The organism is Pigmentiphaga aceris (assembly GCF_008119665.1).
GTDB lineage: Bacteria > Pseudomonadota > Gammaproteobacteria > Burkholderiales > Burkholderiaceae_B > Pigmentiphaga > Pigmentiphaga aceris.
In genome coordinates this window covers 203,954-222,501 of the sequence record NZ_CP043046.1, presented here as the reverse complement: position 1 = coordinate 222,501, position 18,548 = coordinate 203,954, and the positions used below count along the sequence as shown (strand labels likewise).

Below are 18,548 nucleotides of genomic sequence, written 5' to 3'. Positions count from 1 at the left end.
GCGGATATGGGAATGGCAGAAGCAGAGGTGGCAAAAACCGGCAAACGAGAGAACCGCAGTACAGAACCGCCGCACAGAAAAACCGCTACCCGCCAAATACAAAAACAAGAACGTTATTGACTTAATAATCCTTTTTTAAGATTATTGCGTCAAGCAGGATCTTGCCAACGCTTCAACGATGTGGGCAATCCGCAATAGCCTGCGACCGGCCAAGCACCTACCGTTCCTTTGTCCGGGCACACGCTGCACCTTGCATTTACCCGCTTGTATCTACCCGTTTGCATCTAGCCGCGTTTATCTCATCCCAGGGACGTCAGACATGACCGCACTCACCACCCGCCTCGGCATCGCTTACCCCATCATCCAGGCCCCCATGTTGGGCGTGTCCAACCCGGCGCTGGCGGCGACGGTGTCCAACGCAGGTGGGCTGGGGTCGGTGGGCATCAGCGCCAGCACGCCCGAACAGGCGACCGCGATGATTGCCGAGATCCGCGCGCTGACCGACAAGCCTTTCAACGTGAACATGTTCTGCCACCGCCCGGAAGTCGCCAACGCGGCAACCGAGGCCGCGTGGCTTGCGCACATGAAACCCTGGTTCGATGAGTTCGGTGCAACGCCGCCGTCTCCGCTGGCATCGCCTTACTACACCTTGGTGGACAACGACGCGATGGTGGACGCGCTGGTCGCAGCGGCGCCGCCGGTGCTCAGCTTCCACTTCGGCCTACCCTCGGCGGATGCGATTGCGGCATTGAAGGCCGCTGGCATCGTGCTGTTTGCCAGCGCCACCACCTTGGCGGAAGCGTTGCAGGTCGAAGCGGCCGGCATCGATGTCATCGTGGCGCAGGGCACCGAGGCAGGTGGCCACCGTGGCGTGTTCGACCCGGAACACGGGGACGCCGGCATTGGCACCTTTGCACTGACGCGCCTGATCGCAGCCAAGACCGCTGTGCCCGTGGTGGCCGCAGGCGGCATCATGGACGGGCAAGGGATTGCGGCTGCGCTGACCCTGGGCGCACAGGCGGCACAGTTGGGCACGGCGTTCATCCTGACACCGGAATCGTCGGCCAATGCGGCCTACCGCGACGCGCTGCAAAGCGCGCGCGCTTTGCGCACCGGACTGACCGCAGCGATATCGGGCCGCTCGGCGCGCGGCATCGTGAATCGCTTCCATCTGGAGGTGGGCGGCCCCACCGCGCCGACCATTCCCGACTACCCGCTGCCGTACCACGCGGGCAAGGCATTGGTGGCCGCTGCCGTGGCCAAGGGCAACCATGATTTCTCGGTACAGTGGGCCGGTCAGGCAGCGGGGCTGGCGCGTGCATTGCCGGCCACAGAACTGGTGCAGACCTTGGTGGCGGAGACGCGCGCCGCCCAGCAGGCGCAAGCGATCTGATCGCTGCACATGCGGGTGCTCGACGCCGGGCGGCATACCCGGCGTCGGGACGGGCTTAGAACCCCATCGTGGCCGACAGCAATACGGTGCGTCCTTCGCTGCGATTGAGCGTGCCGGCACCCGGATACGTCATCCAGTAGTTTTCCCCGAACACATTGCGCAGGCTGGCACGCAGGATCATGGGATTGCCGCCCGGGCCACGCAGCGTGTAGCGTGCGCCCAGGTCGACGGTAGCCCACGATTTCAGGGTCTGGGTGTTGGCCGCATCGACATATTGCTTGCCGGTGTGGATTACCCGCGATGTCAGCGTCAGACCAGGCACGAAAGGCGTGTCCCATTCGGCACCGATCGTCAGGTTGGTGCGCGCCGCGCCCGGTGCGGTCTTGCCGTTGAATTGCCCGTTGGCCGTCTCGGTCAGATCGGCATCCAGCAACAGGACGCCGCCCAGCAGACGCACGCCGCGCATTGGCTCACCTACCACGTTCAGTTCCAGGCCACGATTGCGCTGTTCACCACTGCTGGTGAAGGTGTTGGTCGCCGCGTTGGCAATGCCCGCCGCCTGGGTGATCTGGAACACGCTGACCGTGGTGCTGATCACCCCGGAATCGATCTTCACACCGGCCTCGATCTGCTTGGACATGAAGGGAGCAAGCGCCTCGCCGGCATTGGCGTAGCTGTTGCCCACAATAGTCCCTTGCTGCAGACCTTCGATGTAATTGCCATACACCGCCACGTTCTGCACGGGCTTGATCACCAGCCCCACCACCGGCGTCAGCTTGCTCTGGTCGTAAGTGGTGGTCTTGGCACCTGTGACGATGCTGTAGTTGTCGGCCGAGATGTTCTGCTTGCGCACGCCCAGCGTCAGCTGTGCGCGCTCGTCAAGAATCGACAGCGTGTCGGACAGCACCACACCCGACAAGACCGTGTCGCTGGCGCGCTTGCGGCCCAGGGACGGGATCGTGGGTGCGGCATTGAAGACCGGGCGCTAGATGTTCGACGCAATGGTGCCCAGGCCGATGGTGCCCACGCTGGTGCGATCGGCGCGGTAGCGGTTGGCCCCCACGTTGAACTCGTGCTGTACCGGCCCGGTGGCAACACGCCCGCGCCAGCCGATTTCGGCCACCGTGCGGTCGATACCGGTGTAGTTCAGGTTCGACGTGCTGCGAAAGTCCCCATTGCTGCGCAACAAGGTGCCGAAGTCGAGTATCTGCTTCCAGTCGTTGTGGCTCTTGCCCATGCTGGCGTAAATGGTGTGCGAGGGCGACACGTCGAATTCGCCGCGCACCAGGCCGAAGTAGTCGGTCGTCTCGACAAGATTCCAGGGCGACATGAAGCTCTTGCTGGCGCTTGGCGAGTCAGGAACCAACTGACCGACCTGCGGCGCGATCGTGCTGTTGGCGCGGTCGGTGTCGATCTTCTGGTAACCCGCATCGGCAGACAGGCGCACGCGTTCATGGCGGAAGTCCAGGCCCACCGACCCCGCGCTCAGCTTCTGCGACTGTCCGTCGACCGAGGTATCGCCGTTTCGGTACAGGCCATTCACACGGACCCCGAACGCATTGTCGACCCCGAAGCGGCGACCCACATCCAGGTGGCCACCCACCTGAGAGTCCGACATATAGCTGGCGGTGAATTCGGTCAGTGCCGTTTCCCCGGCGCGCTTAGGCACCAGGTTGATGGCGCCTGCCGTGCCGCTGGGCGACATGCCGTTCAGAAAGGCGGTCGGGCCTTTCATCACCTCGACACGTTCAATGCCGGCGAGCGTGGTCTGGTTGTTCGGGGCCAGGCCGAACAGGCCGCCCAAGGCAATCGACCCGTTGCCCAGAATCAAGCCGCGCACGGTATAGGTGTTGGCGTACCCGGTGTTGGTAGGGTCCACGTTGCGCACCGATGCGTCATTGACAACGACATCGGCCACGCTTTGCGCCTGCTGATCCTTGATGGTCTTTTCCGTGAAGCTGGTGACCGCAAACGGCGTGTCGAGCAAGTCACGGGTACCCAGCACGCCGGCACCGGCACCGCGCGCCACCTGACCACCCGCGTAGGGGGCGGGCAATTCGCTGCGCGCCACACTGTAGGCAGAACCGGTCACCGTGACGGCGGGCAGTACAGCCGCCCCGGCAGGGCCCGCCGCAGCAGGCGCACGTCGCAGCGTGTAGCTGCCGTCGGGGCGCTGGGCGGCTTCAAGGCCCGTGCCGGCCAGCAAGGCTGCCAAGCCTTGCGACACGGTATAAGTGCCGCGCAGACCCGTCGTGGATTTGCTGGCGGTCAGCGTGCTGTCGAAGCTGAGCAGAATGCCGGCGTCGTTGCCGAAGCGGGTCAGCGCCGTGTCCAGCGCGCTGGCAGGCAACGCGTAGCTGCGCGCACTGGTTTCCTGCGCGTGGATGGCCATCGGTGCCAGCAGCATGGCTGCCGCCAGCAGTACGGGTGCGGCACGCCCCCTGGTGTTTGTCGCTCCAGCGCGGGCCGACGCCCCTGCCACCGATTTAGCCTGCATCACCTTGCCATCCGCCACGTCATGTTCCTTTTGCGAGTCAGGGAATTGGCTCCCTACCTGACACGCCGCACGAGAAATCAAAACAGCTCAGGTGTCGACGAATTTTTTTGCTGGCGTTGTGGGTGATGTTTTCTGGCGTGCTTTTCTGACGTGCTTTTCTGAACGTGGGTTTGCTGCGTTTTGCTGCCGTCCCACTTACGCCGATGACGGCCGCACCCGTGTCCAATAAGGCGTGAAACGCTGCACCTCGATCGGCAGATCGGTTTGCAGCACCGACAGAATCCGGTCGGTATCGACCAGCGGATAAGACCCGGAAACTTTCAGGCGTGCGACGGCCGGATCGCATCCCAGATACCCCTGGCGATGCCGGCCAAGTTCGGCCAGGAAAGCGCCCAGCGGCAGGTCATTGGCCAGCAACATGCCCTGCGTCCAGGCCGTGCTGCCTGCTTGCGCCGGCCCGGCAAGCGTGACCCCGACAGCGCTTACCCGTACCCGCTCGCCGGCATTGACGACGCGGGACGTGCCCTGCCCCGGTTGCACGTCGATTGCGCCTTCGAACACCTGCAGCTCACAGTGATTCTCAAACAGGCGCACCGAGAAACGCGTACCCAGCGCTCGCAAGCTGCCATAGCTGGTTTCAACCAGGAAGGGCCGCGCTTTGGCGGCGGGGTCGCGTGCAGTGGTCACCAGTATTTCGCCGCGTACCAAGACCACCCGGCGTTCAAGATCGCTGAAACGGATATCGATGGCGCTGTCGGTATTCAGGTCGACCCGTGAGCCGTCAGGCAACACCGTCTGGCCGCGCTGGCCGACGCGCGTGCGCTGGTCGGCCGTCCAGGTAGGGGCTTGCTGCGACACCAGTACGCCTGTGCCGCTTGCCATGGCCAGCAGCGTCAACAGCTTGACGGCCCGCCGGCGTGACGACGACCTGGCAGCGGGTGCAAGCGTGGCATGAGCCAGCGGCTCGGGCACGCTGCGCAGTTTGCCGGCCAGCGACTGCACCCGTTGCCAGGCCGCCTCGTGGTCGGCATGGGCCTCGCGCCATTGCTGCCAGGCATGGCGCATACGCGGCGTCACCTCGTCGGACTGCAAGGTCACCAGCCACTCGGCGGCCTGGCGAATCACCGATGCATCGATACGCGGCTGCATCATGCTGCGCGCGGACAGGAAAGCATGGGGATGGCAAAAGCGCCCTGACGGATGGCGTGCTGATTGCGCATCGGGAACCGTGCGTCAGGCATCAGGGATGAGGCTTCACGCATCAAGACAACACTGCACGACCGCCCGGACGATATGGCGCTTGACCGTCGCGACCGATATTTTCAGTTCGGCGGCGATTTCGGCATGGCTCAGTCCCGACAGCTGCGACAGCAGGAAGGCCTTGCGCACGGGGGTGGGCAGGCGGTCCAGCAAAGCGTCGAGTTCGACCAGGGCTTCCAGGTGCAACGCACGGGTTTCGGGCGACGGCGCGTGGGCCTCGGGCAGCTGCGCCAGCGCGTCCAGGTAAAGCTGTTCCAGCTTCTGCCGACGCCGGTAGTCGTAGACCAAGCCCTGCGCAATGCGAGCCAGGTAGGAACGCGGTTCGCGCATCTCGACCGGCTCGGCCTTGCCGAGCACGCGCACGAAGGTGTCTTGCGCAATGTCGGCAGCGTGGTGCTGGCAGTCCAGTTTGCCGCGCAACCAGCGTTGCAACCAGGGTTGGTGTGCAGCGTAGAGCGCGCCGATGCCATCGACATCCGGCGATCCGTTTCTTGCGGCAGGAAGGAATGAGGATGACACGGAGACGACGCAGCCAGAACACCGCGCCCGGATGCAATGCGGGCTGGTCAGATGTTAATAAGATTTATTCACATCTTAGCCAGCCCGCGCCATCCTGGGAAGTGCGCTTACACCCCGCCGTCGGTCATCCGGTAATACGCCACCACCGCGCCTACGTAAAAACGACGCAGCCCGAAGAACGGGAACGGCTTGATCGGCGTGGGTGATACAGGCAGGTCTTCCGCTTTGCGGCTGACCAGATAATTCGCCATCGCCTGCCCCATGCGCGTCTGCAGACCCACGCCGCGTCCCTGGCAACCGATGTCGATCAACAGCCCCGGCGCAGGCTCGTGCAAATGCGGCAGGTAGTCGCGCGTAACCGCCACATGGCCGCACCAGCGATAGTCGAAGCCGATGCCCGCAGCATCCGGGAACAGCTTGCCGATCACCCGTTCCAGGTGCGACCAGTTGTCGGTCTGTGCGGGATCTGGTTCGTTGAAGGTGCCACGCCCGCCCATCATCAATCGGCCGGTGTGATCGATGCGGTAGTACAGCAGCAGATTGCGCGCGTCCGACGTAACGTGACCTTCCGGCAAGATGCGCTTGCGCAGCGATTCCGGCAGCGGCTTGGTCGCCACCTGGAAGGAATTGGCCGCGATGATGGTCTTGCGCAACTGCGGCCACAGGTCGTCGGTGTAGCCGTTGGTGGCCAGCACCACACGTTCGGCGCTGACCTGGCCGCGCGGCGTGGTCAACGTCCACTTGCCGCCTTGCTGCGCCATCGCCGTGACAGGCGTATCGGTATGAATCACCACACCCGCCGCCTGCGCCACCCGCGCCAGTTCACGCACATAGCTCAGTGGTTGCACCCCGCCGCCACGCGGATCGACCCAGCCGCCCAGGTACTTGTCGGTGCCGATCAGACGCGATACCTCTGCGCGGTCCAACAGCTTTGCGGCCACCCCCTGCTTCTGCCAATCACGCACGCGGCGTTCGGCCAATTTCACGGCATCGGCATTGTGCGCGCCTTGAATCCACCCCTGTCGCGACAAGGGCACATTCATGTTGTGCCTGGCGATCAGATCGAACACGGTATCGGCCGTGCCCGCCGCAAAATCGACCAGCTTCTGACCCTTCTCCGGCCCGAACATGGCCAGCATTTCGCTGGGGTCGTACTTGATGCCGGGGATCACCTGGCCCCCATTGCGCCCCGACCCACCAAAGCCGATCTGACGCGCTTCCAGCACCACCACACGCACGCCACGTTCGGCCAGATGCAGCGCAGTGCTCAGGCCGCAGAACCCGGCCCCGACCACCACCACGTCCGCCTGGATGCTGCCGTCCAGCGGCGTAGTCGCGGGCGGCGGCACGGCGGTCGCCGCCCACAGAGATGGCTCAAGCGGAAAGTAATTCTCAGACATGGTCGCCGTCCATCACATCGGGTGAAGCACACGCCGCAGGAAGTCCTGCGTGCGCGGGTGTTGGGGAGCATTCAGCACGTCAGACGGCGGCCCTTGTTCCACGATCACCCCACCGTCGATGAACATCACGCGGTCGGCCACTTCGCGGGCAAACTGCATTTCGTGGGTGACCACCACCATGGTCATGCCGGCTTCCGCCAGCTTGCGCATCACACCCAGCACTTCACCCACCAATTCCGGGTCGAGCGCCGAGGTCGGCTCGTCAAACAAAATGGCTTCAGGCTGCATCGCCAAGGCACGAGCAATGGCCACACGCTGCTGCTGGCCGCCCGACAGCTGCGGCGGCTTGTTGTTTTCCTTGTCGGCCAGACCCACGCTGGCCAACAATTCCTTGCCGCGTGCAATCGCGGTTTCGCGCGCTTCGCCCTTCACGAACACCGGGCCTTCGATCACGTTTTCCAAGGCGGTGCGGTGCGGGAACAGGTTGAAGCGCTGGAACACCATCGACACTTCGGTACGAATCGCCTTGATGCTTTTGGACTTGTTGTCCACCCGCTGGCCCAGCACCTCGATACTGCCGCCCTGGTAGTCCTCCAGCCCGTTGATGCAGCGCAGAATGGTCGATTTACCTGAGCCTGACGGACCCACGATGCACACCACTTCGCCCTTGGCGATGGACAGGTCGATGCCCTTGATGACCTGGTGGCTGCCGTAGGATTTTTGCAGTCCGCGAATCTCGATCATTGCTTGCTCCGCTTTTCAAGATGACGCACCAGCAGGATCAGCGGTATGCACATCACGAGGTACATCAAGGCCACCATGGTGAAGACCGTGGTGTTCTGGAAGGTGGATGTGGCGATCAGCTTGCCCTGCAAGGCCAGCTCCGCCACGGTAATGGTGGACGCCTGCGACGAGTCCTTCAGCATCATGATCATGATGTTGCCGTAGGGCGGCAGCGCCACCTTCAGGGCTTGCGGCAACACCACGCGGCGCATGGTCATGCCCCAGCCCATGCCCATGGCCTGCGCGGCCTCGATCTGGCCGGGATCGATCGATTCAATGGCGGCGCGGAAGTTCTCGGCCTGATACGCAGAATAGGCAATGCCCAAGCCGATGATCGACGCCTGCAATGCCGTCAATGAGATGCCCAGGTCGGGCAGCACGAAGTACAGATAGAACAGCAACACGATGATCGGGATGCCGCGCAGCACGTTGATGACACCGGCGCTGAACTTGGCCAGGAACGGAATGCCGGACACGCGCATCAGGGCCCAGACCAGGCCGAGCAGCGTCGAGAACACCAGCGAGCCGATGGCAACCAGAATGGTCAGCGTGGCACCCTGGAGCAGGATCGGGAAAAACTCCCAGGCGTTGATCAGGAATTTGGGCATGAACTTCTCGGGCGGGGAAAGAAAGCGGCGACGGGATCGAACGCCGTCGCCGGTCCGCGGCAGATGCAGCAGGCAGACCGGGGTCTGCGCTGCGTCAGCCGCGTAGATGCATCGCCAGCGGGATTACTGGAGGCCCCACTTCTTCAGGATCTTGTCGATGGTGCCGTCTGCCTTGAGCTTGGTCAGCGAAGTGTTGATCTTGCCCATCAGTTCCGTGTTGCCCTTGGCGGTGGCAATGCCCACGCTGTTGACGATGGTGGGCTTGTAGGTATCGACCATACGCAGCTCAGGGAACTTGCCGTTGGATACGGCATAGGCGGCAATCGGGTAGTCGAGCACACCCGCATCGATACGGCCGGCGTTGGCATCACGCATCAGGTCGGCGGTGGTTTCATACAGCTTCACTTCGCTGAACAGACCGCTTTTCTGCATCGGTTCGACAAAGGCCGTACCGATCTGCACACCCATGCGCTTACCCTTGAAGTCGGCAAACGAGGTGTAGGCACCCGTGTCCTTCTTCATCACGACCACGCCTTCACCATAGGTGTAGATCGGCTGCGAGAAGTCGACCACTTCCTGGCGTGCCGGGGTGATGAACATCGCAGCCGAGATCATGTCGACCCGCTTGGATGTCAGCGAGCCCAGCAGTGCCGAGAACTGCATCGGCTCGATCTGCACGGTGAAGCCGGACTCTTTGCCGATGGCGTTCGAGATGTCGACCATCACGCCTTCGATCTTGTTGGTGGACGTGTCCAGGAAGGTGAACGGACTACCCGTCGGCGTAGAGGCGACTTTCATCACCGGCTGCTGGGCATGGGCCGGCAGGGACAGGGCAAAAGAGCTGATCAGCGAAGCTGCAAGAAGCGCGAATTTCATGGTGCACATCCTTCCGTGGGGGTAGCGTCAAGCCGTGATCGAGGGTGGCCGGGCCTCGCGGCGTGGTGGGGGTTGGCCGTCAGGGGGTCGTCGTGGTCAGGGTCGTCGTCGTTGAAAGCGGTACTGAATAAAGCCGGGAATCGAGCAGGGAATCGGGTGATGAATCAGACAAAGGATCGCGTGTTGAGCAGAACGGACCGCTTGTGACACGCGACGGGACACAAGCAGTCATCGCTGCACCTTCGGGATCGCCCACAACACCGTGGTCGATGTCGGACCCGGGTTGCGCCATCGTCGCGGCGAGCCACCGTCGTAGCAAAAGCTGTCACCCGCCAGCAGCTTGTGCAGGCGGTCTTCGATCAAGAGTTCCAGCTGGCCTTCCATCACGTAGCCAATCTGTTCCCCCTTGTGGGTCATGAACAGTGCCTCGCCGGTCGAACCGCCAGGCTGAATCAAGGCGCGGTACATCTCGATGCCGCCACTTGCGGCAGGCGGGGTCAGGTTCTCTTTGCAGATGCGCCGGTCTTCCTGATCCAGACGACGATGTCGGCCCGCACGCACCACCGAGCCATCGGCCTCGCCTTCACTGGGCTGGATGTTGCGGCTGAGCGTTTCCAGCGGCAGTTGCAACGCGACGGACAAGGCTTCCAGCGTGCGCGGCGACACTGAACGCAGGCCGCGTTCGATCTGGCTCAGCAGGCTGACGGAAATCTCGCAGGACGCAGCCACTTGCTGCAAGGAATGCCCCTGCGCCTTGCGACGCTGGCGCAACTGTTCACCCACCCACAGGTCGATAACCGAGCTGATGCGCTGCACGGGTGCACCCAGATCGTTCGCATGCACCGTTGGCGTGCCCAACCCTGCTGGAAGCGAGGCATCGTGTGAGGTGGCGACCGGTGATGCGTGTTGCGTCATGCCTGGAAATCTCCAGTGGTGAGCGTAAAAGCCTGGGTAAGAGGCTGCGCATATGTTGCTTGTGTAATTTTCACAAGCAACTTGTGGGCCAGTCTACGTGGTGCCGATTTTTCGCGAACGAGAAGAAACCCGGGGGACGGGTTTTTACGGAGGGGACGCTGGGATCGCTTCTGGCAGGAGTTGGGGGTAAGGCCAGATTGGCAAAATTCGCGACCAGCTTTCAGCGACAGGACTTGAACTGTGTGAAGCCATCAGTCCAATAGAACTTAAACAATTAAGCCGAGAAGCAACTGTCAGGGAATCCTTGACAGTTCAACTCGAACGCTTCGCGCCAAGTCCACAGAACGTAAAACCGATTTACAAGACACTTATATCTGGATATATTTCAGGAAACAGGAGAGCTCATATGGCAAGCACCTCACAAAAACGCGCACTGGGGAACTACCGCGCCCGGCTTCAAGAGCAAGGCTTGCGTCGCTTTGAAGTGCTTGGACTGGATAGCGATCGTGAACTGATCCGCGCTCTGGCCAAACGTCTTACACAAAACGATGCGCAAGCGGCACAACTGCGATCTAACCTCGTCAATACGGTGAATGGAGCCCCCCAAAAACCGGGTGGCATTCTGGCGCGACTGCGCCGGTCGCCCATGGTGGGAGCCGATATAGAGGTCGTACGCGACCAAACCGCAGCCCGTAAGCTGGACCTTTGAATGCGCTATCTGCTTGATACCAACATCATCAGCAACGTCACCAAGCCGATACCAACGCCATCCTTACTCGCCTGGATGGGTGTGCAAATCGATGAGGACCTGTTCATCTCGGCGATGACCATCGCGGAATTGCATCGCGGAATTCTGGAAAAACCTGCGGGCAAAAAACGCGATCAACTGGAAAACTGGTTCAGTGGTACCGATGGGCCTCCAGCACTGTTCGCGGGACGAATACTTGCTTTCGACGAAAAGGCAGCGCTCATCTGGGCCAAGCTGATGGCGGAAGGAACGGCGACGGGGCGGCCGCGCAGTCCATTCGACATGGTGATCGCTGCTGTGGCCCAGGCGAACGATTGTGTGGTGGTCACGGACAATGAAAAAGACTTCGCAGGCATCAAGATAATCAACCCGCTGCGATCGTCATGACACTGAACGTCGCTCGACAAGCGCACCAATGATTCAGCGCTTGACCGGCACCCAGGCCGGAAACTCGCCGCCGTGGCGCAGCGCCTGCACCATCGGCGCGAAGCGGGTAGAAAAACCCAGCAAGTCATCCAGGCGGTCCTTGCTCACGCGGAAACGCCAGGCGGTTGCCATCGGAATGGTGAGCTGGCGATTGACCTGATCGATCTCGACCACTGGCAACACCGCCAGGCCCGGCGGGAAGTGCTTGTCGGGGCGACTTAGCGCAAACACCGCCAGACCACCCTCCAGGGATATGCGGCCGGTCTCGAACACGGTGTATTGGCCGGTCGGGATATTGCCGCGCAGGCTATCTTCAACAGCAAAAACCGCAGGATCGGTCTTCGTCGCCACAAATCGGCCCAGCACCACCGGACCGCTGGCCGGGCTGAACAGGTCTTCGGCCGTGGGCACTGCAGGGTCGAAGGCCCAAGCCGAGCAAGCGGCGAGCATCGACGCCGCAAGCGTTGCGCGGCGCACAGGCTTGAACACGCTGCGCGCCACGCTGGTCATGCATCTACCTTGACCAGACGGACCACTTCTCCCGCGCGTCCGTACTCGTGATAGATGTCGTCCAGAAAGGTTTCCAGTTCGCCTTCTGCGACATCGGGCGGAATGACGAGGCTGATCATGCGCCCCCGCGTCCCGACGCCGGGGCGATAGACACGCCACTCGCCACGCTCACGCACCACTTCCAGGCGAAATCTTCCGTAGATGTCGAATAGCATCGTTGCGTCGGTCAGCCCAGGCTGCTCATCAAGGTCCGCTTCAGTTCGTCTTCGGTGCGACCCGTGCGCGCGGCGTAGTCGGCGATCTGGTCTTCACCGATCCGGCCGACGTTGAAGTACTGCGACTGCGGGTGGCTGAAGTAGAAGCCTGACACGCTGGCTGCCGGGTACATGGCGTAGCTGTCGGTCAGGATCATGCCGATGTCTTCGCAGCCCAGCACCTCGAACATGGCGCGCTTGACCGTGTGTTCGGGGCAGGCCGGGTAACCCGGTGCCGGTCGGATGCCTTGGTAGGCTTCCTTGATCAGTTCGTCGTTGCTCAGCGCCTCGTCGGGCTGATAGCCCCACAGGTCTTTGCGCACCCGCGCGTGCATGCACTCGGCGAAGGCTTCGGCAAAACGATCGCCGATGGCCTTCAGCATGATGCTGGAGTAGTCGTCGTGCTGCTTCTCGAAGTCGGCCTCTTTCTTGTCGATGCCAATGCCGGACGTCACCGCGAACAGGCCGATGTAGTCGGCAATGCCGGTGGACTTGGGCGCGATGAAGTCGGCCAGACACTTGTTGTCCACGCCTTCACGCTTGACCGTCTGCTGGCGCAGGTTGGTCCAGGTGAACAGCACTTCGGTGCGCGACTCGTCGGTGTAGACCTCGATGTCGTCGTCGTTGACGGTGTTGGCCGGGTAGAAGGCCACGACGCCATTGGCGGTCAGCCAGCGGCTCTCGACTGCACGCTTGAGCATGGCGCGGCCGTCTTCATAGACCTTGCTGGCGGAATCGCCGACCACCGCGTCGGTCAGAATCCCGGGGAAGGGGCCGTGCAGGTCCCAGGTCTGGAAGAAGGGCTGCCAGTCAATGTAGTCCACCAGCTCGGCCAGGTCGAAGTTCTTGAACATGCGACGGCCAATGAACTTCGGGCGCGGCGGCACGTAACCGGTCCAGTCGATCACGGGTTTGTTGGCGCGCGCTTCCGCAATCGGCACCACGGGGGTGACCTTGCGGGTGGCGTACTGCGTGCGCACGCGTTCGTATTCTTCCTTCAGGTCGGACAGGTAGGTGTTCGCGGTGTCCGACACCAGGTTCTGCGCCACGCCCACCGAGCGGCTGGCGTCCGACACGTAGATCACCGGGCCTTCGTAATGCGGGGCGATCTTCACGGCCGTGTGCACCCGGCTGGTGGTGGCACCACCAATCAGCAGCGGCGTGTTGCGCTCGCGGAAGTAGTCGTCGCGCTGCATTTCGGCCGCGACATAGGCCATCTCTTCCAGGCTGGGCGTGATCAGACCCGACAAGCCGATGATGTCAGCGCCCTCTTCGCGTGCCACCTTCAGAATCTGCGCGCACGGCACCATCACGCCCATGTTCACGACTTCGAAGTTATTGCACTGAAGCACAACCGACACGATGTTCTTGCCGATGTCGTGCACGTCGCCCTTGACCGTCGCAATCACGATCTTGCCCTTGGGGCGCACGTCGCCGCCAGCGGCTTCGACCTGCTTCTTTTCCTCTTCGATGAAAGGAATCAAATGCGCCACGGCCTGCTTCATCACGCGGGCCGACTTCACCACCTGCGGCAGGAACATCTTGCCCTCGCCGAACAGGTCACCCACGATGTTCATGCCGGCCATCAGCGGGCCCTCGATCACTTCGATCGGGCGGCCACCACGCGCTGCGATTTCCGCGCGCACTTCCTCGGTGTCTTCCGTAATGAAGGTGGTGATGCCGCTGACCATCGCATGCGACAGGCGCTCACCTACCGGCAGGCTGCGCCAAGCCAGGTTTTCTTCTTTCTTCACACCCGAATTGCGCACCGTCTCGGCGGCCTGCACCAAGCGCTCGGTGGGGGTGCGGTCGTCAGCCGGGTCGGTCTTGCCAACCGGGTTGGCGCGATCCAGCACCACGTCTTCCACGAGGTCGCGCAAAGCGGGGTCGAGTTCGGCGTACACACCCAACTGCCCTGCGTTCACGATGCCCATGGTCAGGCCTTCGCGAATCGCGTAGTACAGGAACACGGTGTGGATGGCTTCACGCACCGGCTCGTTGCCACGGAACGAGAAGCTCACGTTCGAGATGCCGCCGGATATTTTGGCGTAGGGCAGGTTCTGGCGAATCCAGCGCGTGCCTTCGATGAAGTCCACCGCGTAGTGATTGTGTTCATCGATGCCGGTGGCCACCGCAAACACGTTCGGGTCGAAGATGATGTCTTCGGGCGGGAAACCGACTTCTTCCACCAGCAGCTGGTAGGCACGGCCGCAGATGTCCTTGCGGCGCTGCAGCGTATCGGCCTGGCCTTCTTCATCGAAGGCCATCACCACCACCGCAGCACCATAACGGCGGCACAGGCGTGCATGGTGCAGGAAGGGTTCGATGCCTTCCTTCATGGAAATCGAGTTCACCACCGACTTGCCCTGCACGCAGCGCAGGCCCGCTTCGATGACTTCCCACTTGCTGGAGTCGATCATCACCGGCACGCGCGAAATATCCGGCTCGGACGCGATCAGGTTCAGGAAGCGCGCCATGCAGGCCACCGAATCCAGCATGGCCTCGTCCATGTTGATGTCGATGATCTGCGCACCGCTTTCCACCTGTTGGCGGGCCACTGCCAAGGCTTCGTCGTACCTTTCCTCGCGGATCAGGCGCGCAAACATCTTGCTGCCGGTGACGTTGGTGCGCTCACCCACGTTGACGAACAGCGTGGTTTCATCGACGTTGAGCGGCTCCAGGCCCGACAGGCGCAGCTTGGGTTCAATGACCGGCACCGTGCGCGTGGGCAGATCGCGAATCTTGTCGGCAATTGCCTTGATGTGCGCAGGCGTCGTGCCGCAGCAGCCGCCCGCCATGTTCATGAAACCGGCTTTGGCAAACTCTTCCAGCAGGCGCGAGGTGTCTTCGGGCAGTTCGTCAAAACCCGTATCGCTCATCGGGTTGGGCAGACCGGCGTTCGGGTACACGCAGACAAAGGTATCGGCGATCTTCGACAGTTCGGCCACATACGGGCGCATCAACGCCGCACCCAGCGCGCAGTTCAGACCGATGGTGACCGGGCGTGCGTGGCGCACCGAGTTCCAGAATGCTTCTACGGTCTGGCCCGACAGAATGCGGCCCGAGGCGTCGGTCACGGTGCCCGAGATCATCACCGGCAGGCGTTCGCCACGCGCTTCGAACACTTCTTCCACCGCAAAAATCGCGGCCTTGGCGTTCAAGGTGTCGAAAATGGTTTCGATCAGCACGATGTCGATGCCGCCGTCCATCAGGCCGTTCATCTGCTCGACGTAGGCCGCACGCAGTTCTTCGAAGGTGATGTTGCGCGCGCCCGGATCGTTCACGTCCGGCGAGATCGACGCCGTCTTGGGCTGTGGGCCGAGCGCACCGGCCACGAAGCGCGGGCGATCCGGCGTCGAGAACTCGTCACAGGCAATGCGCGCAAGCTTGGCGGATTCCAGGTTCAGCTCGTAGGCGATACCGGGCAGGTCATAGTCACCCTGGGCAATCGACGTTGCGCCGAAGGTATTGGTTTCCAGCACGTCGGCACCCGCCGCCAGATACTGGCGATGGATTTCCAGAATCACGTCGGGCCGCGTCAGGGTCAGCAACTCGTTGTCGCCCTTCACGTCCTGGTGATGATCCGTGAAGCGGGTGCCCCGGAAGTCGGCTTCGCCCAGTTTGTACTGCTGGATCATGGTGCCCATGGCACCATCGAGCACAAGAATGCGCTCGGCCAGCAGACGCGGAAATTCCGCACCTCGGGTAAATTGCAAGGGCTCGGACGCGCGGGCGGAAAACTGACTGGAAGCGGACAAGACGGACACCTGAAACCTGACTGGCAGCGGTCTTCCAGCAAGGGGCGGAAGACTGCCGGGTTGCCTGCTGCGCGGCGGGGTATCGCGCGAGTCAGGACGAACCGGTTATGGTAACAGCGCAGGTCCAGCGTGCCCGAATTTGCGGGCGATGGTGCAGCCGCATGACCACAAGATCAGGCGACTAACAAGCTTGGTAATAAGTGTGGGTAATAAACTTAAGCCGCTGAGGCTTTACCGGCCGAGGCGGGAACGGACTTGCGACTGATCACCAGGTCCAAGACCACAGCCATCAAACCAGCGCATGCCCTTTCAAACGCTCCAACACTCGCAGCGGGGCATGTTCAGGATGTGCCATGGCCTTGATCGGCAGGAACCAGGTCTGTTCCAGCATGAACTGGCCGCCCATCGCGGCATGCGGAGCCTGATCGGAAAACACCATCCAGCTGCTGCCACCGGCAAAGTCCACCGATTCCTGAATGCCGTTGCGCTGGTATTCCAGATCGGCCTTCATGCGGTCATGCATCTGCAGCATCAAGTGGTCGTACTCACTGCGCACCTGCTTGGTAACACCCAATTTTTTCATCAAGCTGGCAACGCCCGGGCGATACGGAGCCTTCAACTGCGGCAGGAAACGTTCGGCCAGGCTGGGGAAGGCTTCACCCACGCGCCACTTGCGCGGTTCGCCCGTGGGGTTGATGTTGGTGAACACGCGCAGAATGCGTTCGCCATGATTCGGTCGTGACGGAAACGCATCCACATGCAGACGCGAATCGTCTTTGCGCCACGAGGGCTTCCAGTCCGTGACCCGATGCAGGCGCAGACTGGTCGTGGGGCTGTGGAGATGTTCTTTATAGTGCGGCAGCACGGCATTGACCAGGCTGCGAGCCTGACTTGCGTAACGCCGGATCAGGTCGGCGATGGCATCGCGGCGAGCATCTTCAACCGCTACGCCAACCACCCTGCCCGTCGTGCCGTTCAAGCTGATGTTCTTGCGTTTGGGATCGACCAAGGCCGGATCGAGCAAAGGCAACTCGGCGGAACCCATGGCAAATGCCAGGTCAGGCATGGACAAGACCTTGCCTGATTCCAAGGCCAGCGCGTAGCCGCGCCTCAGATCGGCACTGGGAATGTCATCCCAATGACGCAAGGACGTGGAAAGAATCTGGCTGGGCGCGGAGCCGTTGTGTGATGACGTTTGCGATGACATGACCATGCTCGCAGTTTACTCCGCGTCCCAGTGCATCAATGCAATTGTTCCGGCGGCCGGTCGAACGACCGATCACTGGCCAGTGCATGCACGCCCATCGGCTCTGACCCCGCCCGCACACGGCGGCGCGCAATCGTTACCGGGCCGGCGAGGTCGGGGCTGACTTCTTCATCCCCACGCCAGACGTTCACCGCAGCGCCCACCACGTCACGCAGCTCGCCGTTGCGGTGCATTTGCGCACGCAGCCACTTGGCGTCACAACCCAGCTTCAACACGTCGGCCCGCAAAGCGGCGACTTGCTCGGTGGTGCCCAATTTTTCGGCAATCGGCATGACCCGATCGAAGGTGCTGCGCATGTGGTCGATCAGGCGCACACGGCCTTGCTCGGCATCGACGTAGTGCGCTTGCAGACCGAAACGGCTGGCCTGGAAGCGATTGACGCGATAGGCCAGCCACGTGTCCTGGCTGGGCACCGGCTCGCTTTGCACCAGCACCGACAAGGCCTGTGCAAATGCTGCCAGCTGGCATGCCTTTTCGACCGACAGCGGCGTGTCGCAAACCCGGATTTCGACAGTGCCGAATTCGGGCTTGGGACGCAGATCCCAGTAGAAGTCCTTCAGGCTTTCCACCAGGCCCGCGTTCTTCAACGACGAGTAATGCGCTTCGAACTGGTACCAGTCGCGGATTTCCGGCGGCAGGTGACCCGCCATCGGGAACGCATTCAACGCATTCAGGCGCGAGGACGAGAACAAGGTGTCCACGCCTTCCTGGAACGGCGACGACGCCGACAGCGCGATGAAATGCGGCATGTAAGGCGACAGGCGATGCGTCAGGTCAATCGCTTCATCGCCGGAACCGACGCCCAGGTGAATGTGCTGACCGAAGACGGTGAACTGGCGTGCCAGATACCCGTACAGCTCGGACACATACTGGAAGCGCGGGGAATCGAAAATCGTGCGGTCTTGCCAGCGCATGAAGGGGTGGGTACCACCGCCTGCAATGCGCACACCGACGGCGTCGGCGGCTTCATTCAGTGCATTGCGCAGCTCGCGCATTTCCGCAAGCAAGCTGGCCGGGTTCTGGTGGACCGAGGAATTGATCTCGATCATGGCCCGGGTGATCTCGGGCTTCACCTGGTCTGCAAAACGGTGATTGGCGAGCTGCGCGAGCAAATCTTCGGCAGCACCGCGAAGGTCGTGCGTAACGGGGTCAACGATCTGAAGTTCGAGTTCGATGCCCAGGGTATTGGGTGCAGAAGCGGTGAAGGCGAGCGACTCCATCCGGGTCTCCTTTGTGAACATGTTGGCCGAGTTTAGTCACGTTTGACATCAAAATAAACGATGTTCGTGACATTTTTAGTATCAAAAACCCGGCCAACCCGCGTGCCTGCTGGC

17 protein-coding genes are annotated in these 18,548 nt (G+C 62.1%); 3 read left to right on the top strand and 14 right to left on the bottom strand.

What is annotated here, in order from left to right; all coding sequences use genetic code 11:
• Nucleotides 1-319 precede the first annotated feature (319 nt).
• Nucleotides 320-1,393, top strand: a complete 1,074-nt coding sequence (locus tag FXN63_RS01000) for an NAD(P)H-dependent flavin oxidoreductase (RefSeq protein WP_148811991.1) — start codon at nucleotides 320-322, stop codon at nucleotides 1,391-1,393.
• 55 nt (nucleotides 1,394-1,448) lie between these two features.
• Here the strand turns inward: FXN63_RS01000 and FXN63_RS00995 are convergent, their stop codons facing one another.
• From FXN63_RS00995 to FXN63_RS00955, 9 genes are all read right to left on the bottom strand, one after another.
• Nucleotides 1,449-2,342, bottom strand: a complete 894-nt coding sequence (locus FXN63_RS00995; RefSeq protein WP_342791263.1) for a TonB-dependent receptor — start codon at nucleotides 2,340-2,342, stop codon at nucleotides 1,449-1,451.
• A 36-nt stretch (nucleotides 2,343-2,378) separates the two neighbouring features.
• On the bottom strand, nucleotides 2,379-3,890 hold the full coding sequence (locus FXN63_RS00990; RefSeq protein WP_246165140.1) for a TonB-dependent receptor: 1,512 nt from the start codon (nucleotides 3,888-3,890) through the stop codon (nucleotides 2,379-2,381).
• A gap of 195 nt (nucleotides 3,891-4,085) precedes the next feature.
• Entirely contained in the window at nucleotides 4,086-5,042 is a 957-nt protein-coding gene (locus FXN63_RS00985; protein ID WP_148811985.1) for a FecR domain-containing protein, read from the bottom strand.
• Nucleotides 5,043-5,144: 102 nt separating this feature from the next.
• Nucleotides 5,145-5,669 carry a sigma-70 family RNA polymerase sigma factor gene (locus tag FXN63_RS00980; protein WP_246164995.1) on the bottom strand — a complete coding sequence of 175 codons (525 nt, stop codon included), beginning with the start codon at nucleotides 5,667-5,669 and terminating at the stop codon, nucleotides 5,145-5,147.
• 107 nt (nucleotides 5,670-5,776) lie between these two features.
• A complete protein-coding gene (locus FXN63_RS00975; protein WP_148811984.1) occupies nucleotides 5,777-7,069 on the bottom strand; it encodes an NAD(P)/FAD-dependent oxidoreductase in 1,293 nt (430 codons plus the stop codon).
• A 12-nt stretch (nucleotides 7,070-7,081) separates the two neighbouring features.
• Nucleotides 7,082-7,813, bottom strand: coding sequence for an amino acid ABC transporter ATP-binding protein (locus FXN63_RS00970; protein WP_148811982.1), 732 nt, complete (start codon nucleotides 7,811-7,813; stop codon nucleotides 7,082-7,084).
• On the bottom strand, nucleotides 7,810-8,460 hold the full coding sequence (locus tag FXN63_RS00965) for an amino acid ABC transporter permease (protein ID WP_148811980.1): 651 nt from the start codon (nucleotides 8,458-8,460) through the stop codon (nucleotides 7,810-7,812). Before FXN63_RS00965 ends, FXN63_RS00970 begins: the two co-directional genes overlap by 4 nt.
• Before the next feature lie 123 nt (nucleotides 8,461-8,583).
• Complete coding sequence (locus tag FXN63_RS00960; protein WP_148811978.1) at nucleotides 8,584-9,336, bottom strand: ABC transporter substrate-binding protein; 753 nt, start codon at nucleotides 9,334-9,336, stop codon at nucleotides 8,584-8,586.
• 228 nt (nucleotides 9,337-9,564) lie between these two features.
• Nucleotides 9,565-10,251: a helix-turn-helix domain-containing protein gene (locus FXN63_RS00955; RefSeq protein ID WP_148811976.1), complete on the bottom strand. Its 687-nt coding sequence runs from the start codon at nucleotides 10,249-10,251 to the stop codon at nucleotides 9,565-9,567.
• Between the two features lie 406 nt (nucleotides 10,252-10,657).
• On the opposite strand from FXN63_RS00955, the gene FXN63_RS00950 reads away from it, so the two are divergent.
• On the top strand, nucleotides 10,658-10,960 hold the full coding sequence (locus FXN63_RS00950; RefSeq protein ID WP_148811975.1) for a hypothetical protein: 303 nt from the start codon (nucleotides 10,658-10,660) through the stop codon (nucleotides 10,958-10,960).
• Entirely contained in the window at nucleotides 10,961-11,386 is a 426-nt protein-coding gene (locus FXN63_RS00945) for a type II toxin-antitoxin system VapC family toxin (protein ID WP_148811973.1), read from the top strand.
• 33 nt (nucleotides 11,387-11,419) lie between these two features.
• On the opposite strand, the gene FXN63_RS00940 is transcribed toward FXN63_RS00945, so the two are convergent.
• The 5 genes from FXN63_RS00940 to FXN63_RS00920 form a co-directional block, all read right to left on the bottom strand.
• Complete coding sequence (locus FXN63_RS00940) at nucleotides 11,420-11,935, bottom strand: hypothetical protein (protein ID WP_148811971.1); 516 nt, start codon at nucleotides 11,933-11,935, stop codon at nucleotides 11,420-11,422.
• Nucleotides 11,932-12,150 (bottom strand): DUF7661 family protein, encoded by a 219-nt coding sequence (locus FXN63_RS00935; RefSeq protein ID WP_148811969.1) that lies wholly within the window; start codon nucleotides 12,148-12,150, stop codon nucleotides 11,932-11,934. Before FXN63_RS00935 ends, FXN63_RS00940 begins: the two co-directional genes overlap by 4 nt.
• Before the next feature lie 11 nt (nucleotides 12,151-12,161).
• The gene (gene metH / locus FXN63_RS00930) at nucleotides 12,162-15,947 is read right to left on the bottom strand and encodes a methionine synthase (protein WP_148811967.1); all 3,786 of its coding nucleotides are present in this window, start codon (nucleotides 15,945-15,947) and stop codon (nucleotides 12,162-12,164) included.
• Nucleotides 15,948-16,236: 289 nt separating this feature from the next.
• Nucleotides 16,237-17,154, bottom strand: a complete 918-nt coding sequence (kdoO, locus tag FXN63_RS00925) for a Kdo hydroxylase KdoO (RefSeq protein ID WP_148811964.1) — start codon at nucleotides 17,152-17,154, stop codon at nucleotides 16,237-16,239.
• A gap of 35 nt (nucleotides 17,155-17,189) precedes the next feature.
• Entirely contained in the window at nucleotides 17,190-18,434 is a 1,245-nt protein-coding gene (locus FXN63_RS00920) for a YbdK family carboxylate-amine ligase (protein WP_148811962.1), read from the bottom strand.
• Nucleotides 18,435-18,548: the final 114 nt, after the last annotated feature.

Excerpts from the sequence above, each read along its gene's own strand:
- FXN63_RS00960 (WP_148811978.1), bottom strand. The coding sequence starts at position 9,336 with ATGAAATTCGCGCTTCTTGCAGCTTCGCTGATCAGCTCTTTTGCCCTG.
- FXN63_RS00990 (WP_246165140.1), bottom strand. The coding sequence starts at position 3,890 with ATGCAGGCTAAATCGGTGGCAGGGGCGTCGGCCCGCGCTGGAGCGACA.
- FXN63_RS00945 (WP_148811973.1), top strand. The coding sequence starts at position 10,961 with ATGCGCTATCTGCTTGATACCAACATCATCAGCAACGTCACCAAGCCG.
- FXN63_RS01000 (WP_148811991.1), top strand. The coding sequence starts at position 320 with ATGACCGCACTCACCACCCGCCTCGGCATCGCTTACCCCATCATCCAG.
- FXN63_RS00965 (WP_148811980.1), bottom strand. The coding sequence starts at position 8,460 with ATGCCCAAATTCCTGATCAACGCCTGGGAGTTTTTCCCGATCCTGCTC.
- FXN63_RS00955 (WP_148811976.1), bottom strand. The coding sequence starts at position 10,251 with ATGACGCAACACGCATCACCGGTCGCCACCTCACACGATGCCTCGCTT.
- FXN63_RS00940 (WP_148811971.1), bottom strand. The coding sequence starts at position 11,935 with ATGACCAGCGTGGCGCGCAGCGTGTTCAAGCCTGTGCGCCGCGCAACG.
- FXN63_RS00985 (WP_148811985.1), bottom strand. The coding sequence starts at position 5,042 with ATGATGCAGCCGCGTATCGATGCATCGGTGATTCGCCAGGCCGCCGAG.
- FXN63_RS00970 (WP_148811982.1), bottom strand. The coding sequence starts at position 7,813 with ATGATCGAGATTCGCGGACTGCAAAAATCCTACGGCAGCCACCAGGTC.
- FXN63_RS00950 (WP_148811975.1), top strand. The coding sequence starts at position 10,658 with ATGGCAAGCACCTCACAAAAACGCGCACTGGGGAACTACCGCGCCCGG.
- FXN63_RS00920 (WP_148811962.1), bottom strand. The coding sequence starts at position 18,434 with ATGGAGTCGCTCGCCTTCACCGCTTCTGCACCCAATACCCTGGGCATC.
- FXN63_RS00975 (WP_148811984.1), bottom strand. The coding sequence starts at position 7,069 with ATGTCTGAGAATTACTTTCCGCTTGAGCCATCTCTGTGGGCGGCGACC.
- FXN63_RS00935 (WP_148811969.1), bottom strand. The coding sequence starts at position 12,150 with ATGCTATTCGACATCTACGGAAGATTTCGCCTGGAAGTGGTGCGTGAG.
- kdoO (WP_148811964.1), bottom strand. The coding sequence starts at position 17,154 with ATGTCATCGCAAACGTCATCACACAACGGCTCCGCGCCCAGCCAGATT.